This is a genomic window from Cetobacterium sp. 2G large, assembly GCF_014250655.1.
GTDB lineage: Bacteria > Fusobacteriota > Fusobacteriia > Fusobacteriales > Fusobacteriaceae > Cetobacterium_A > Cetobacterium_A somerae.
On sequence record NZ_JACHTH010000005.1, the window covers coordinates 907,061 to 923,959 of the forward strand.

Annotated in this window: 19 protein-coding genes and 1 tRNA gene; 5 read left to right on the top strand and 15 right to left on the bottom strand. The window is 29.2% G+C overall.

Going from position 1 to position 16,899, the window contains the following annotated elements; all coding sequences use genetic code 11:
* Nucleotides 1–2: 2 nt before the first annotated feature.
* Entirely contained in the window at nucleotides 3–1,094 is a 1,092-nt protein-coding gene (locus H5J23_RS07185) for an alanyl-tRNA editing protein (RefSeq protein WP_185891531.1), read from the bottom strand.
* Between the two features lie 164 nt (nucleotides 1,095–1,258).
* Between H5J23_RS07185 and nfo the strand changes: the two genes are divergently transcribed.
* Nucleotides 1,259–2,125 carry a deoxyribonuclease IV gene (gene nfo / locus H5J23_RS07190; protein ID WP_185891533.1) on the top strand — a complete coding sequence of 289 codons (867 nt, stop codon included), beginning with the start codon at nucleotides 1,259–1,261 and terminating at the stop codon, nucleotides 2,123–2,125.
* A gap of 53 nt (nucleotides 2,126–2,178) precedes the next feature.
* Here nfo and H5J23_RS07195 read toward each other — a convergent pair whose 3' ends face one another.
* Both H5J23_RS07195 and H5J23_RS07200 read right to left on the bottom strand, forming a co-directional pair.
* A complete protein-coding gene (locus tag H5J23_RS07195) occupies nucleotides 2,179–2,607 on the bottom strand; it encodes a hypothetical protein (protein WP_023050862.1) in 429 nt (142 codons plus the stop codon).
* 13 nt (nucleotides 2,608–2,620) lie between these two features.
* Entirely contained in the window at nucleotides 2,621–3,163 is a 543-nt protein-coding gene (locus tag H5J23_RS07200) for a hypothetical protein (RefSeq protein ID WP_023050861.1), read from the bottom strand.
* Between the two features lie 249 nt (nucleotides 3,164–3,412).
* On the opposite strand from H5J23_RS07200, the gene H5J23_RS07205 reads away from it, so the two are divergent.
* From H5J23_RS07205 to H5J23_RS07215, 3 genes are all read left to right on the top strand, one after another.
* Nucleotides 3,413–4,093, top strand: coding sequence for a pseudouridine synthase (locus H5J23_RS07205; protein WP_023050684.1), 681 nt, complete (start codon nucleotides 3,413–3,415; stop codon nucleotides 4,091–4,093).
* 51 nt (nucleotides 4,094–4,144) lie between these two features.
* Nucleotides 4,145–5,137, top strand: a complete 993-nt coding sequence (locus tag H5J23_RS07210; protein ID WP_255494363.1) for a tyrosine-type recombinase/integrase — start codon at nucleotides 4,145–4,147, stop codon at nucleotides 5,135–5,137.
* Nucleotides 5,138–5,295: 158 nt separating this feature from the next.
* The gene (locus H5J23_RS07215; protein WP_185891534.1) at nucleotides 5,296–6,132 is read left to right on the top strand and encodes an NAD(P)H-hydrate dehydratase; all 837 of its coding nucleotides are present in this window, start codon (nucleotides 5,296–5,298) and stop codon (nucleotides 6,130–6,132) included.
* A gap of 16 nt (nucleotides 6,133–6,148) precedes the next feature.
* Here the strand turns inward: H5J23_RS07215 and H5J23_RS07220 are convergent, their stop codons facing one another.
* From H5J23_RS07220 to H5J23_RS07250, 7 genes are all read right to left on the bottom strand, one after another.
* A complete protein-coding gene (locus H5J23_RS07220; RefSeq protein WP_040407218.1) occupies nucleotides 6,149–6,736 on the bottom strand; it encodes a YeeE/YedE thiosulfate transporter family protein in 588 nt (195 codons plus the stop codon).
* Nucleotide 6,737: 1 nt separating this feature from the next.
* On the bottom strand, nucleotides 6,738–7,256 hold the full coding sequence (locus tag H5J23_RS07225) for a YeeE/YedE thiosulfate transporter family protein (protein ID WP_023050688.1): 519 nt from the start codon (nucleotides 7,254–7,256) through the stop codon (nucleotides 6,738–6,740).
* Nucleotides 7,257–7,390: 134 nt separating this feature from the next.
* Nucleotides 7,391–8,530 carry an N-acetylglucosamine-6-phosphate deacetylase gene (gene nagA / locus H5J23_RS07230; protein WP_221892792.1) on the bottom strand — a complete coding sequence of 380 codons (1,140 nt, stop codon included), beginning with the start codon at nucleotides 8,528–8,530 and terminating at the stop codon, nucleotides 7,391–7,393.
* Nucleotides 8,531–8,545: 15 nt separating this feature from the next.
* Nucleotides 8,546–9,376, bottom strand: coding sequence for a glucosamine-6-phosphate deaminase (gene nagB / locus H5J23_RS07235; protein ID WP_023050690.1), 831 nt, complete (start codon nucleotides 9,374–9,376; stop codon nucleotides 8,546–8,548).
* A gap of 118 nt (nucleotides 9,377–9,494) precedes the next feature.
* The gene (locus H5J23_RS07240; RefSeq protein ID WP_023050691.1) at nucleotides 9,495–10,352 is read right to left on the bottom strand and encodes a MurR/RpiR family transcriptional regulator; all 858 of its coding nucleotides are present in this window, start codon (nucleotides 10,350–10,352) and stop codon (nucleotides 9,495–9,497) included.
* 15 nt (nucleotides 10,353–10,367) lie between these two features.
* Nucleotides 10,368–11,273: a TIGR01212 family radical SAM protein gene (locus tag H5J23_RS07245; protein ID WP_185891536.1), complete on the bottom strand. Its 906-nt coding sequence runs from the start codon at nucleotides 11,271–11,273 to the stop codon at nucleotides 10,368–10,370.
* Entirely contained in the window at nucleotides 11,257–11,907 is a 651-nt protein-coding gene (locus tag H5J23_RS07250) for an epoxyqueuosine reductase QueH (RefSeq protein WP_185891538.1), read from the bottom strand. Before H5J23_RS07250 ends, H5J23_RS07245 begins: the two co-directional genes overlap by 17 nt.
* 103 nt (nucleotides 11,908–12,010) lie before the next feature.
* Between H5J23_RS07250 and H5J23_RS07255 the strand changes: the two genes are divergently transcribed.
* Nucleotides 12,011–12,568, top strand: coding sequence for a DJ-1 family glyoxalase III (locus H5J23_RS07255; RefSeq protein WP_185891540.1), 558 nt, complete (start codon nucleotides 12,011–12,013; stop codon nucleotides 12,566–12,568).
* A 65-nt stretch (nucleotides 12,569–12,633) separates the two neighbouring features.
* On the opposite strand, the gene H5J23_RS07260 is transcribed toward H5J23_RS07255, so the two are convergent.
* The 5 genes from H5J23_RS07260 to H5J23_RS07280 all read right to left on the bottom strand — a co-directional run bounded on the left by H5J23_RS07260 (nucleotide 12,634) and on the right by H5J23_RS07280 (nucleotide 16,869).
* On the bottom strand, nucleotides 12,634–13,353 hold the full coding sequence (locus H5J23_RS07260) for an SIMPL domain-containing protein (protein ID WP_185891542.1): 720 nt from the start codon (nucleotides 13,351–13,353) through the stop codon (nucleotides 12,634–12,636).
* 42 nt (nucleotides 13,354–13,395) lie between these two features.
* Nucleotides 13,396–14,604: a radical SAM protein gene (locus H5J23_RS07265; RefSeq protein ID WP_185891544.1), complete on the bottom strand. Its 1,209-nt coding sequence runs from the start codon at nucleotides 14,602–14,604 to the stop codon at nucleotides 13,396–13,398.
* An 84-nt stretch (nucleotides 14,605–14,688) separates the two neighbouring features.
* Nucleotides 14,689–16,275, bottom strand: a complete 1,587-nt coding sequence (locus H5J23_RS07270; protein WP_185891546.1) for an FAD-dependent protein — start codon at nucleotides 16,273–16,275, stop codon at nucleotides 14,689–14,691.
* Between the two features lie 73 nt (nucleotides 16,276–16,348).
* On the bottom strand, nucleotides 16,349–16,621 hold the full coding sequence (locus H5J23_RS07275; protein ID WP_023050698.1) for an HU family DNA-binding protein: 273 nt from the start codon (nucleotides 16,619–16,621) through the stop codon (nucleotides 16,349–16,351).
* A 162-nt stretch (nucleotides 16,622–16,783) separates the two neighbouring features.
* Nucleotides 16,784–16,869 (bottom strand) — tRNA-Ser (locus H5J23_RS07280).
* Nucleotides 16,870–16,899: the final 30 nt, after the last annotated feature.

Below are 16,899 nucleotides of genomic sequence, written 5' to 3' on the forward strand. Positions count from 1 at the left end.
TTTTACAATATATTTGTAATCTCCGCTACTGAAACCTCTCCTTTAAAGTTAGCTCTCTCTCCTTTTCCTCCACCTTTTATGTTTAGTACTTTAGAGAACTCCTTTAATAGTTCACCACAATCAATAGTTTTACTAGATATCACTCCTGCATCTTCCCAAATACCTATAAAAATATAATCACCTGGTATAATTTTATTTAAGTTTGTTATTGTATCCTTATCATCTTTATATACTATATATTTTCTATCATCCTTTTCAATAGCTGAACTTAATAGGTCTTTAGATAAGAAATTACAATATTTTAAATTTAACTCTTTAAATCTACTTTCAACTTCTTTCTTTTCGTTATTAAATTTTTCTACCATAGAAATTATCTCGTTATCTCTACAACTAAATATTCTATCTAGTTCTTTAATAGTTTTATTTTTCTTAACAAAATCTTCGATAGCTCTCTCTCCACTTAAAAAATAAAATCTAGTGTAATTTCCTTTGATTTTCTCAAAACTTATAATTTTGAATACTCTAATCTCTGAAATGTCAGATACATGGTATCCAGCACAAGCACTTGTATCCATATTATCTATAGTTATAATTCTAACATCACCAGTAACTTTATCACTTATTTTTTTTCTAAATGTATCAATAGAGTTAGCTTCATCTCTAGTAACTATTTTTTCTAAAATAGCTCTTCCCTCTCCTATAGCACTATTAATTTTTCTTTCTAATTCGTCTACGAAGTTTTCATCTAAATCTTTAGAATCTAAATCCACTGTTGTATAAGTTTCAGTCATTCTAAATCCAACAGTATTTAATCCATAGTCATTATATGCTATAGCAGAAAAAAGATGTTGAGCTGTATGTTGCACTCCTATATCAAAAACTCTATTAGTATCTACAGTATATGTATATTCACCTGGAGCAATTTCATTTTCAACTATAATTTTTTTATCATCTATAACAGTTAAAAATTTTGTATCCCCTATATAACCTTGATCTCCTATTTGTCCACCTTTACCATCTATATATAGATTATGTGACTCTACTTCAATAACCCAATTATCTTTTTCTTTTATACAAGAAAGTATTTTAATCATAGCTCCTCCTAAATGTTTTGATACCTTATTTTATAACGATATCCTAAGTATTTCAATCTATTTCAAGAAAGTATTTTAATTACATTGTCTATTCAAAAAGTATAGATTATGTTATACTATATACGAATAGTAAAATAACAATCAATTTAGATAGAGGTGTATATATGACAAGAGAGGAAAAAATTAAAAATACATATTTAGGTGCCCATGTATCTATACAAGGTGGAGTAGCTAATGCTTTTAAAAATGCAATGGCTATAGATGCAAATGGATTTGGAATGTTTGTTAAAAACCAGAGAAGATGGGATGCTAAACCATATACAGAGGATGAAATTTTAGAATTTAAAGATGCTATGAGAAGATATAAGTTTACTCCAGAACAGATTTTACCACATGATGGATATCTTATAAACTTAGGAAGTCCTGATGAGGAGAAAAGAGAGAAATCACTAAATGCTTTTTTAGATGAGATGCAAAGAGTAAATCAATTGGGACTTATATACCTGAATACTCATCCAGGAAGTCATCTAAAAGAGATAAGTGAAGATGAGTGCGTAAGACTTATAGCTGATTCAATAAATAAAGCACATAAAGCTGTTCCAAATGTTATAGTTGTTTTAGAAAATACAGCAGGACAAGGATCAAATATGGGTTATAAGTTTGAGCATTTAAGAGATATAATAAATCTTGTTGAAGATAAAACTAGAATAGGTGTTTGTTTAGATACATGTCATACAGTAGCAGCTGGATATGCTCTTTCAACAGAGGAGGAATATAATGCAACTATGGATGCCTTTGAAAACATTGTTGGATTTAAATATCTAAAAGGAATACACTTAAATGACTCTATGTTTGGAGTAGGAAGTAAAAAAGATAGACATCACAGTATAGGAGAGGGAACTCTTGGTATGGACTTCTTTAAAAGATTTATGAATGATGATAGATTTAGAAATATTCCAATAGTTATGGAAACAATAGATGAAACTATTTGGAAAGAAGAGATTGAACTACTTAGAAGTTTAATAGATTAAAAAATAAAGACACAGAAAATTCTGTGTCTTTTTATATATATGATTTATAGAGATTAGTTTCTCTCTAATGCCTTTTTTACATCTTCTAATGTATCTTCAACCATATTATCGTTTTTACCAATAGCGTTGTAGAAGAATACAACATATTTTCCATCTATTTTTTGTACAGCTTTTCTTCTAGTTGTTCCAGGAACTGAGAAGTATTGAATTCCTCTCTTCTCTCTATTCATTTCCCAATCACCAGATCTGTTGTATTGATTATCACCAAAAGCAGTTCTTGAAGTTTGAGGTAAGTCTCTTAATTTAGAGTCTATAACAATCTCTCTTTTTCCTAAGTGATTTTTCATAGAAAAAGCTCTTTTTTGATATCCAGTAGTATACATCTTTAATCTATCTTTTAATGCGTTTGCTTCTTTTTTAGAAACATCTGATGCAAAAGCTAAAGATGAAAGTAATAAAAATCCACATAATAATTTTTTCATAATTTTGTTCTCCCTATTTAGTAAGTTTTCTTATAGCTCTATATAAAGCTTTATCTTTTTCGACTTTTTCCATCTTTCCTAAAAACCAGTTAAGTTCTTGGTCATTTAGACGAAGCTCCTCTTTTATAAATCTTTCTAATTTCTCAACTTCCATAGGTAGTAACTCTTTTTTTAGTGAACTGTTAATCTCTTGTATTGTTCTTCCTCCTTCGAAAAAGAAAACAAGTTTTTGCCAGTTTGCAAAAAGGTCTACTTTTCTAAGAAGCATTACTGCTGTATAGTTAAGTTCTGGAAGAGTCTTAAATCCTTTTCTAGATAGAAATGATTTCATTTCATCATTTTTTTCAGTTTCAAAAAGAACCTCCCCAGCTTTTTTAGTATTCATAATTTTAGGTAACTTTGAACTTCTATCCTTTAATCTTAAGTATTTTGATAAAGTTAAAGTTTTTGTTTCAAGATAAAAGTCTATTGCAAATTCATTGAAACTCTTACCTTCTGGAATAGTTCCCTCTTCGATGTAATCTATCATTAAATCAATTTTTTTGAAATCAACCATTTTTGTATACCCTCCTGAAAAATAAGAATTAAAATATTTGCTACTTATTATATCACAACTTTAATTAGTTGAACAACTAAAAATTTAAAAAAATTATTATTTTTTATAATTTGTAATTTGATATTAAAACTCGTTTTTAGAAACTCTACATATAAAAATAACCTATAAAAATAAATTAAAAATTATAAAGCTTGATTTTATAAAATATAAGAATTATAATTATATTATTACTATTTAGGAGGATTAAAATTGAGATTAGATAAATTTTTAGTAGAATGTGGAATTGGAAGTAGAAGTGAGGTAAAGAAACTGATATCTTCTGCTGAAATAACTATAGATGGATGTATCTGTAAAGATAACAATAAAAACATAGATGAGAAAAATACAGTGGTAGAGTATAAGGGTAGAAGAGTTATATATAAAGAGTTTAGATATTATAAGCTATATAAAATAGATGGATATATAACTGCTACTGAAGATAAAAAAGAAAAAACTGTAATGGAGCTACTACCTGAGTGGGTAAATAAAAAAGATCTATTTCCAGTTGGAAGATTGGATAAAGATACTGAAGGATTACTTTTCTTTACAAATGATGGTAAGTTAGCCCATGAATTAACATCTCCTAAAAAACATGTGGATAAAATATACCGTGTTTCTTTAAGAGATGATATTGGAGAGGGAGAGATTGAAAAACTTGAAGCTGGAGTAGATATTGGTGGATATATAACTCAACCTGCAAAAGCTGAAATTGTAAATTCTAAAGAGATACTTTTGAATATAAAAGAGGGTAAGTTCCATCAAGTAAAAAAAATGTTGAAAGCTGTTGGAAATGAAGTTACATATTTAAAAAGAGAGACTTTTGGAAAATTAACTTTAGAGGATATGGTTCCATGTGAAGTTAGAGAGATTGAAAGAGATGATGTTATATAGTTTTCTATAAATTTCCATAAAAAAAATGATAGGACTTTTTTAGGAGGAACATTGAACGAGATAGTTATTAAAGAAAAACATGAAATAAGTACCCAACGTAGAAAGAAAAAAAGTAAAGAGGAGAAAAAGAGTATATTTGAAATATACAAATCTCCAAAAACAATGAAAGATTATTTTTTCTATCTAAAGGATTTTTTAACTTATGTTTATGATGGTGATTCTCCAATAGAAGGGGATGAGATAATTGAACTTATGACTGGAATAGAAAAAAGTGATATAGAAGATTATTTATCACATCTTCTAAATGAGAGAGAGATGAAAAAAACATCTGTAAATAAAGTTATATCATCTTTAAAATCTCTTTATAAAGAGTTGGAAAAAAACGGGTATGATAATCCGTTTAAATATATTGGACTTTTTAAAACAGCAAGAAATTTAGATAATATATTAAAAGTATCCTTTGATGATATAAAAGAGATTTTGAAAAATTATAAAGTTAGTGGAGAAAAGGAGTATAGAAACACTCTTATTTTACATACACTTTTTTATACAGGAATGAGAAGTCAAGAACTTCTGTCTTTACAGTTTAAACATATACTAAAAAGAAATGGAGAGTATTTTGTAAAATTAGAAAAAACGAAAAGTGGAAGAGAACAATATAAACCACTACATAATTTTCTAATAAACAAAATTGCAGACTATAAAAATTATATAATTAATGTGTATAGAATGGACGAGGAGGAGTTAGAAGAGAGGTATCTTTTCTGTAGTTCCTTTGAAAAAAACAGACCTTTATCCTATAGAGCTCTATACAATGTTGTTCAAGAAATGGGTCAAGTTATAAATAAGGATATTAGTCCACATAATATTCGTCACGCCATTGCGACTGAACTTTCATTAAATGGAGCAGATTTAATAGAGATTAGAGACTTTTTAGGTCACTCAGATACAAAAGTTACTGAAGTTTATATAAATGCAAAATCATTAATCGAAAAGAAGGTCCTTGATAAAATACCTGTGCAATCTATGGATGAAGACTTTTAAACACGATTTAAAAGCTATATTATTTGGTTATACAACTAATTTTAATGAAAATAACTGTTATTTTCGAAACAAAACTACATATAATTAACATTATATGTAGTTTATTTTTAACAAATAAAAGATAATTATTATTTCGAATAATTTAAGGAGGTTTTTCTATGAATTTTATAGATTTAGATTATGTAAAAGAGATATATAAACCTAGAGAGTTAGAATCGTATAAAGGTGATTTTGGCCATACTCTGATTTTATGCGGAAGTTCTGGAATGGTCGGAGCTGGATTTTTTGCAAGTATGGGTGCTGTAAAATCAGGTTCAGGACTTACAACTTTAGGAACTTATCGTGAAACTTTTGATATTTTCTCTATAAAACTAAACGAAGTTATGTTGCTTAATTTAGATGAGATCAATATATTAGATAATTTAGAAAAATTCTCATGTATAGTTTTTGGAAGTGGATTTGGAATAAATCAAAAAAATGAGCACCTTTTAAAAGAGCTGCTTTCAAATTTTCCAAAACCTATAGTTATTGATGCAGATGGATTAACTATGTTAGCCAAAAATAGTAATCTAGATTTTTTAAAAAATAGAACTTATCCTACAATTTTAACACCTCACTATGGGGAGTTTTCAAGACTTACAAATTTAGACATAGAATATATAAAAGTAAATAGAGTAGCTATCGCAAAAGAGTTCGCCCAAAAGTATAGTTGTATACTACTTTTAAAAGACCACAAAACTTTAATTACTAATGGAGAAAATATCTTTATAAATACAACAGGAAATAGTGTTATGGCAACAGGAGGAATGGGTGATGTTTTAAGTGGAATAATCGGATCTTTTATAAGTCAGAAATATTTACCTTTAGATGCAACTTTATTAGGAACATATATACATGGAAAAAGTGGAGAACATTTTTCAGAAAGTTACTACTGCACAACTCCAACTGATATAATCAATATACTTCCTAAAATTATAAAAGGTATAGAGTTTTAAACTCTATACCTTTATTTTATTTTTTCTCATCTCTAGATAAAGAATAGGGAATAGCTAATGATATTGCAATTAAAACAATTCCTATAAATACCCCTATCCAAGGCGTTCCATGAAAAAGAAAATTATACTTTTCAGATAAAAAAAGTAAAGTAGTTTTACCACCAATAACATTTTTAAAAAGTCCGATACTATTTAATACGGGATAAGCAAGTGTGAAAAGAAAAGCTCCAATCAATCCCCCTAAAATAACATATATACTTTTTAAATATCCGGCTCCAAAACTTGCAACTGCAGTTCCAGGACAAAGTCCAATCATTCCAAAACCTAAAGCTAAAATTGCACTTCCTAGTATAACTCCAAAATTCATAGGTTTAATACTAAAATGATCTAAAGGAATTATATTTAAAGCTACACTTAGATATAGAAGAGACATACTAAATCCTATGGCAAAAACAATTATTTTCATAAGAGTTAAATCTTGAAGTTTTAACATTTTAGATATAACAACTCTATTTGTTGCTCCAGCATAATATAGTGCTAATCCAAAAAGTAAACCTAGTATTAATCCTAAAAGTGGTACATTATCAAAAAATAGATTTCTCATATTATTCACCTATCCTTTTGGCAATGATTACAGCTATTGGAAATAAAACTATTGTAAAAATAATGCTACTTACAGATAGTTGCATTATTCCACTCATCATATGTCCACTTGTACATCCACCAGCCATTCTAGCTCCAAAAAGTAAAAGTACTCCACCTAGAAAAAGTTTTACTCTAGAGATTCTATCTTTTTCTAACAAGCTTTCCTTTTCTATAAACTCCTCTTTTTTTCTAAAAAATATTCTACCTAACATACCTCCTAAAAAAACACCAACAACAAATATAATTCCATAGTTATACGGAGTCACTATACTTTTAGCAATACCATCTTGATTATAATAATCGATTAAACTATAAAATTCAGTTCCTTCTCTGAAAATTATATCATCTTGAAAAACTGTTTGAATCATTCCAGATGCGACACTAAATTGTGTTGAAATTCCAATTGGTTTTATAAGTAGTATAGATATAAAAAACACACTTCCTAAAAAAACACCTTTTAAGATCCATTTTCTTTTCATAATTTCTTACCCTCCTTAAAAAGAGTCATTTGAGTATAACTCTATATATGTATAAGTTTATTCGATAAAAAATTATTTTTTCTTTTTTATAATTTATATAAAAACAGGGGTAGAATAATCTACCCCTTGTCTAACTATACTAACTCTCCCTTTGCAATAACCTTTTTAAGTCTTAAATGTTTATCTAAAAATACGATATCAGCAAAACATCCAGGTTGTAGCTTTCCATACTCATTATCAATGTTTACAGCTTTTGCAGGATATAAAGTTGCCATTCTTACAGCTTCTTCTAAAGTTATATCACAATATTTAACTAAGTTTCTAACTCCAGCATCCATAGTTAGTGCAGAACCACCTAAAGTTCCATCCTCTCCAAAACACTTTCCATCTTTATAGAAAACTTTGTTTCCTTCAAAGTAGAAGTATTCCATATCTGTTCCAACAGGAGAAACAGCATCAGTAACTAAATATAATCTTTCTCCCATAACTTTAATAGCTGATTTTATAGCAGAGTAGTGACAGTGGAATCCATCAGCAATTACTCCAGCTTTAATATCACTATCAAATACAGCACCAACAACTCCAGGTTCTCTGTGGTTGAAAGATGACATTCCATTGTATAGGTGAGTTGCAAGAGTTATTCCGAAACCTTCTTTTTCTTTCACTTGCTCATAAGTAGAGTTAGAATGCCCTACTGCCACATGTATTCCAGCTGCGTTTAGTTTCGAAATTATTTTTTTATCTGTATTTTCTGGAGCTAATGTAACTATTCTTACATTTTCTTTTCCAGCTTCTACCATTTTATCTATCATAGCTTCATCAGCTTTTCTTATAAATTTAGGATTATGAATTCCCTTTTTTTGTAAAGAGATATATGGTCCTTCTATATGTAGTCCAACAACTCCATACTTACCTTTATTCTCAATACCTTTAACTAACTCAATAGCTTTTTCAATATTTTCATCTCCAGTTGTAATAAGTGTTGGAGTAAAAGAAGTACATCCATATTTTAAATTAGTTTTATGCATTGTATCTAAAGTCTTTAATGATATATCATCATTAAATAAAACTCCTCCACAACCATTTAATTGTAAATCTATAAATCCAGGAGTTACATATGCATTTTCAGCATCTATAGTTTCAATATTTCCATAAGTAGTTGTTAACTCCTCTTGAGGTATAATATCAACTATTCTCTCTCCATCTATAATTAAAACTTTACCAGTATAAAATTTATTTCCTATAAATAACTCTCCATTTACAATAGCCTTCATTATTAGTTCATCTCCCTATTTTCCACAACTTTTGTATAACTCTTCTATTAATAAATCTGTATCTAAATTACTTTTTTCAATATCTTTAAAGTATCTATAAGTTCCAACTTTTAACTCTGTACAAGCAGCTTCATCAGAAACAATAATTCCTTTTGGATGTAATTGAAGTGCACTGATAGTCCACATATGATTTACACCTTGCTCAACTGCATGGTGTAATGCTCTTGCTTTATTATGTCCATTAACCATTATTAAAACTTCTTTTGCATCAAGAATAGTTCCAACTCCAACAGTTAAAGATAACTTAGGTACTCTATCTATATCTCCACCGAAGAATCTAGCATTTGCAATTATTGTATCCATAGTTAACTCTTTATCTCTAGTTCTTGAACTTAAAGATGATCCTGGCTCATTGAAAGCAATATGTCCATCAGGTCCAATTCCTCCTAAGAATAAATCGATTCCTCCAATAGCTTTTATTTTTGCTTCGTAATCTTCACACTCTTTTTTGTAATCAGTTGCTAATCCATTTAATATGTTGATGTTTTCCTCTTTTGCATCTATATGTTTAAAGAAGTTTTCATACATATAGTAATGGTAACTTTGGTCGTTAGCTGGAGATAACCCAACATATTCATCCATATTAAATGTTACTACATTTTCAAAAGATATAATTCCATCTTGGTAAAATTGAATTAATCTTTTATACATAGCTAAAGGTGTTCCCCCAGTTGGTAAACCTAATACAAATGGCTTCTCTGCAGTTGGCTTTGCATCTAATATTTTCTTTGCAACATAAACTGCTGCCCAGTCCCCAATATTTTTCTCAGTTATAATTACTCTCATTCTAAATCACTCCCTTGAATTGTTTACATATTCTACATTAAAGTTACCATTTATTTTTGGAAAAGTCAACCTTTTTAGAAACTTTTTTTCTAAAATGTTTTATAAAAATGAATTATATTTACATTTTGAATTTTTTTACACTTTCTACAGCATCTCCAATTAATCTGTTTGCTTTTTCTCTATCCCTTTGAATTAACTTAACATAAAGGATATCAATAACAGTTAATTGTGCCATTCTAGATGAAAGAGAAGTCGATCTTAAATTACTTTTTTCAACTATAGTACTTAAAGATATATCCCCAATATCCTTTATAGGATTTGTTGCTACTTTAGTTAATGTAATTACTTTTACACCTTTTTCTTTAAACTCTAAAATACTTTGATATATATCTAAAGTTTGACCACTATAAGATATTACAAATACTAAGTCTCCCTCTTGAGCTGTAGAAGCATTTGTTAACTGTATATGTTGATCAGTTTCAAATATAACATTTTTACCTAGCTCCCATAGTTTATATTGAAAGTCTCTTGCAATTATTCCAGAAAATCCAGCTCCTAAAAGAAATATTCTATTTGCATTTTCTATAGCTTCAACAGCTTTTTCTATCTCTTGGAAGTTTAAAACTTTATATGTATCCTCTACACTTTTAATGTTTTCATAAACAACTTTTTTAGCTAATATTTCTGTACTGTCGTCAACACTAATCTCATCATAGATTATTTGAATCTCTTTTTCATTATTCTTCATAGCCAAATCTCCAGCTAATGCTATTTTAAACTCTGGAAATCCTTTAAATCCAAGTTTTTTAGCAAATCTAACTACTGAAGCTTGACTCACATCACACTTAACAGCTAAGTCATATGTATTTAATGTTTTTATCTCATCCATATTCTCTAATAGATAGTGAGATATCTTTTTCTCGTTTTTAGTAAAGCTTTCTTGAAACTCTTTTAACTTTATAAGCGTTCCACCCATAATTTAAAACCTCCGTTATATATTCTCTCTCTTTTTAAGTTCTTTTTCAATTTCGTTTAAAACTTTCCTTTTATTCAAACTCCATTTAGGTTCAACAACCTCATCCTTTTTTCCATCACCTGTTACTCTATGAACAACCATTTTATCAGGTAGAAGTTTTAATATAGTAACTACAATATCCACATACTCATCTAAAGTGAAAACTTTAAAGTTTGTATCATTATATAATCTTTCTAAAGGAGTTCCTTTTATAATATGAAGAGAGTGGATTTTTATTCCCCAAGCACCAGATTGAACGATGCACCTAGCTGTATTTAAAATATCTTCCCTCTCCTCTGTAGGTAATCCTACAATCATATGTGTAACAAACTTTATATCATTATCTTTTAGTTTTTTAGATGTTTCAAGGTACGTAGAAAGAGGATAACCTCTATTTATTATTTTTGCAACTTTATCATCAATTGTTTGAAGACCTAGCTCTATCCAAAAGAAATGTTTTTCATTTATCTCTTTTAAAAGTTCTAAAGTATCATCCTCTATACAATCAGGTCTAGTTCCTATTGCTAATCCTAAAACTTTTGGGTGATTTAAAGCTTCATAATAAATCTCTCTTAAATAATCTACATCACCATATGTATTTGTAAAGTTTTGAAAATAAGCGATCACTTTCTTATCTTTAACTTTATCTTTTAGAAACTCTAATTGTTCATCAATTTGTTCTGTTATACTTTTTCTTCTATTTCCAGCAAACTCTCCACTTCCAGCGTCACTACAAAATATACATCCACCGTGAGCAACTTTTCCATCTCTATTTGGACAAGTGAATCCACCATCTAAAGATACTTTAAATATCTTGTCTTTAAACTCATCTTTAAAAAAATCATTTAAAGAATAAAATCTTCTATTATTGTGTTTCTCCATTTTCTTTTTCCTTCTCTTTCTCTTTTTCCATTCTCTCAAGTTTAGAATATATACATCCACAGTAGTCCTGTCTATATAACTCATGTTCTTTAGATAGATTTACACTTCTTAAGTATCTGCTTTTCTTTTTAAAATCTCCTCTTAAAAACTTAACTCCATACTTTTCTTCAAGTTCAATTCCAATCTCATTTATCCACTGAGCATTTTTCATAGGACTTATACTTAAAACAGTTGAAAAATATTCATATCCCAACTCTTTAGCTTTTTTTGCAGTAGCTTCCATTCTAAGTTTATAACATCTGTAGCATCTAGCTCCGCCCTCTTTTTCTTTTTCAAATCCCTTAATTTTTTCTATAAAATCTTTACCTGGACTATATTCACCTTCGATTATAGTCATCCCAAATTCCATAGCATCATTAAATGTAAATTGTTCATTTAATCTAGTGATGTATTCCTCTTTCTCTGTTATATTTGGATTATAAAAATATATATCAATATTTAAATATGTTTTTAGGTACTCAAGTATAGCACAACTACATGGTGCACAACATGAGTGTATTAAAAGTTTTTTTCCACTGTTAAGACCTATCTTATCCAGCTCTTTTTGCATTTCTAATTCATAATTTACCTTCATGTTATCATTCCTTTTTTCATTTATATTATGATTATATCATATAACCTAGAGTTTTTTTAATGTTTCTGATATAATTAAGTTAATTATTTTTCGGAGGTGTTTTATGAACAAGAAAATTTTTGTTATGTTAGCTAATGGATTTGAACTAATTGAAGCGATGTCACCAGTAGACGTTTTAAGAAGAGCAGGACTTAATGTGGTTACTGTATCTACTATGGAAAACACTTTAGAAGTTGAGTCAGCTCAAAAAGTAAAAGTTGTTGCTGATATAAATATTTCTGATATTAATGTAGGAGAGGGAGTAATGGTTGTTATACCTGGTGGATTCCCTGGATATGTTAACTTAAGAAGCGATTTAAGAGTTGTTGAGATTGTTAAGGAATATTTAAATAGCAGTGATAAGTTTGTTGGAGCTATTTGTGGAGGACCAACAACTTTAGGAATAAATGGATTAATTGGAGATTATAAATTTACTTGTCACACATCTGTTAAAGAGGAGATGGCTAGTGAAAAGTATGAGCATAAAGATGTTGTAGTTGATAGAAACTTAATTACTTCTCCAGGAGCTGGAAAATCTGTTGAGTTTGGTCTTGCTTTAGCTAGTGTTTTTGTAGATGAAGCTACTATAACTAAAGTTAAAAAAGGAATGGAACTTATATAATAAAATTAGTAAGTAAAAAGGAGACTCTATTAAAGTCTCCTTTTTTATATAATATAGTATATTTTTTAATCAACTAGGTAATATTCGATTGTACTAACAACTCTCACATTTTTAATCTGTGGATTGTGTTGATCTCTGTTAGTTATAGTAAACTGTCCTTGATTTGCAGATTTAATCTTTCCTAAAGAACTATTTGAATCCTTTGCAAATTTTTCAGCAACCTCTCTAGCATTTTTAGTAGCCATCTCAATCATCTCAGGTTTTAAATCATTAAGTTTTGTATAAATATAGTCAGTTGTAGTTCCATATTGATTTGAATTTCCTAGAGCTATATTTTCTTTAACAAGTTCACCAATTTTATTCGTTAAAGTATATACCTTATCCACTTTAGTTGAATAAACAGTGACTGTTTGAGTTGCTACATATCTAAAAGCAGCAACATTATTATCATATTGATATAACATCTTGTCTTCAATAGTAGGTGCTGAAATAGTTATCTCATTGCTCTCTATTCCGTTCTCTTTTAAGAATTCAATAATTCTACCATTATCTCTTTCTAAATTAGAGTAGATTTCTGAAAGTTCATTTCCAGCAACTTTGAAATCAATTGGCCATAGAACCACATCAGCCATAACCTCTTTTTCAGCTAATCCTTTTACAGTTACAACTCTGTCCATTGTTTTTGCTTTTATAAAGCTCTCTCCTAAAGTGTAACCTAAAATCCAAAGGCCAAGAAAAATACATACTCCTAAAATTCCATAACTTGTATTTAACCTATTTCTCATATAACCCTCCTAATTGAAAAATTATTTTGAAACTGTAATATACTACTCCTCTTCTTCCTCGTCCTCTTCAACAAAGAAATCCTCATACATCTCATCTTCATCATCAACTATAAGAAAATCTATTTCATCTAAACAATTTTCTAATTTTAAATTTTCTGGTAACTCAGCTTCTTCAATAAAAGCAAAGTTCTCATCCTCTAAAGTTGCTAAGAATAGATGTGGTAAGAATCTATCAAACTCACTAACATAAGTTGTACTTCCAAAAGGTTGTCCTTGTTTAGAGTTTTTATTTAACTCTCTTGAGTATTTTGTATGGTTTGAACAATCGTGAACAACTACTGGCCAATTCTCATCACAAGCTTGTTTCATAAGTTTAAATGTAATCTCTCTTGACCAAAGTGGAGATATATATCCTCTTCTAGCCATATACATTCTCTCTCCAACATAGTTATTTATATTGTCTTCCCCAAAGTGAAGTTCAGCACAGTTTATAAAGTCTATACCTGTTGCTAGAATCTTTTCCTTCTTTTCTTGGAACTCTTCATAAAATTCTGGAGTCATTGGAGTCTCTATTCCAACCATTGGAATATACTCTTTAGCTATTGCCATATTTTCAATAACTTTATCACTACATTTAACAGCACCTAAATTAAATCTTAACTCATTTAATCCAGCTTCACCAAGTTTTTGTAAGTTCTCTCTTGTACATAGAGAACCATTCGTATACATATGTTGATAAATTCCAGCTTCACTTAGCTTTTTTATAATTCCATAATATTTTTCAATATCTAAGAACGGCTCTAAGTATACATATGCAATTCCACTAGGTTTTTTCTGTATTGATAATAATAGGTCTATATCCTCTTCATAATAAAGAGTCTCTCCAATTTCCCACATTCCATCTGGAATTGGCTCTTGATTATCAATATTATCATGGTAGTAACAGAACTTACATAGTAAGTTACATTGGTGAGTTTTTCTTATTCCACCAAGACCGTCACCAAATAAGCAAGAAACACATCCTTTAGGGAATTTTTGTTGATCTCCAACGAAGAATGTTCTTCCTTTAAGATTTTTCAGATCAGCAATCTCATCTTTCATCTCTTGGTGTCTTTTATTAACTGCTAACTCAATCTGTCTAACAGTTGAATCTATAATTGGGCTAAATCTTTTAAATACTTCTGTTTTATCTCCAGAAAGTGATGATAAATGACTAAACCACTCTAATGCATCTTTTTTTGATATTTTCATTATTTATTCTCCAATTCTAAAATTAAAATATAATCTATCTTTAATTATATACCTTTTGAGTAAAGATTACAACTAAATAATATGTTAAAGTGTTGCAAAGGCTAAGTCCACTACTTTAAAACCATCAATGGCAGCACTTATAATTCCACCTGCATATCCAGCTCCCTCTCCTATTGGATAAAGACCTTTTGTATTTACTGATTCTCCAAACTCATTTCTTGTAACTTTTACAGGAGCAGATGTTCTAGTTTCTGGCCCTATTAAATTTGCATGCTCACTTATAAAGTTTCTTTGTGTTTTTTCCCAATACCCCATAGCCATTTTCATATTCTTAGATATTACCTCTGGGAAAAGATTATTTAAGTCATAGCTTTTCAATTCCATCTCATAACTAGACTCGATCTTTCTATTTGTAGTTTTCCCTTTTAAGAAATCAAGAGTATTTTGATATAGTGCTCCGTAATTTCCAATTATATCATAAGTTTTCTTTTCAAGTTGATCTTGGTATTCCATTCCTGAGAAAAGTTCATCTCCAAACTCATTAGCTTTAACTCCTACAACAAGTGCTGAGTTAGAAAATCTACCATCTCTTTGAGAGTAACTCATTCCATTAACAAGTGTCCCTCCCTCTTGAGAAGCAGCGTTTACAATTACACCACCTGGACACATACAAAATGAAAATACTCCTCTTTCTTCATCTCTATTGTTATAAGTTAAGCTATATGTTGCAGCTTCTAAATTTGGGTGAGAACACATCTTACCATACTGCATTGTATCTATATCCACTCTTGGGTGTTCGATTCTTGCTCCTATGGCAAAAGGTTTATTTTCCATAAAAACACCATGTTTATGAAGCATTCTATAAGTATCTCTCGATGAGTGTCCTATAGCTAATATTACATGATCAAATAAAACATTCTCTTCTACTAAGATTGGTGATTTCAGATTTTGAATCTTTATACCTTTTACTTTTCCATCTAAAATTATAACATCCTTTATTAAAGTGTTAAAATGAAACTCTCCACCTAAATTTATAATTTTTTCTCTTAAATTTTTTACTACTACCTTTAATACATCAGTTCCTACATGTGGTTTATAATCCCAAAGTATTTGTTCTTGGGCACCATTAGCGACTAACTCTAAAAATATTTTATTCATATATCCACTTTTTACTCTAGTGTTTAACTTTCCATCTGAATATGTTCCTGCTCCACCCTCTCCAAATTGAATATTTGAATTAGGATTAAGCATACTAAATTTTATAAATTCATCAATAGTTTTATCTCTATCGTCAACTTTTTCTCCACGTTCATAAACTATAGGCTTTATTCCAAGTTCACAAAGTCTAAGAGCAGCAAAAAGTCCAGCTGGTCCAGCTCCTATAACAGCAACTCTTTCTATTCCATCTTTTGCTTTATAGTTTACTTCCTCATTCTCTTTAAATGGATTTACATTTGTTAGAGATGAGATATCTACATCATTTTTTAATGTAACCTCTATATTGTAAACAAATTTTATATCAGTTTTTTTTCTACTATCTATTGATCTTTTTGAATACTCTATTTTTTCTATATTCTCTTCTTTTATTCCTCTTTTAATGATCTCTTTTTTAAGTTCAAGGGTTTGATCTTTTTCAATAGAAACATTAATATTGTTTATAACGACTTTCACTTTACACCTCTTTTTAAATAAAAAAGCTCCGAATGATATTCTTCAAAAGAATTGTATTCGAAGCATTTTGTAATTATACTATTTTTTCCTCTAAAGTTTTTCCAACTCTAAATTTAACAACTTTTTTCTCTTTTAATTTCATTTTCTTACCTGTTTGTGGGTTTCTTACGTGTCTTGCTGCTCTAGTAACTACTTCAAATTTTCCCCATCCTATAAATGATACTGGTTCACCTTCAACTAACTTTTGTTCAACTAAATCTAAAAATAACTTAACTGCCTTCTCTGCATCTTTTTTAGTGTATTCACCTGTTTTTGCAAATAAATCGATAAACTCTTTTTTAGTCATTGTTACCCTCCTTGAACTATTATAGAATATAGTATGCAAGAAACCAAAAAGTTGAAAACCCTTTATTTATGGTATCTTTAAACCGATTATACTCAGTAAACCCTTAAATGTCAATACTTTATGTATATTTTTTTGTATTTATTTTAAAAAAATGTAAAAATATGGCGATAGAGGTGGGACTCGAACCCACGAAGCTTACGCTCTACACGCGTTCCAGGCGTGCTCCTTAGCCACTCGGTCACTCTACCTTGCTCATTAATTAATACTTTTTAATAATA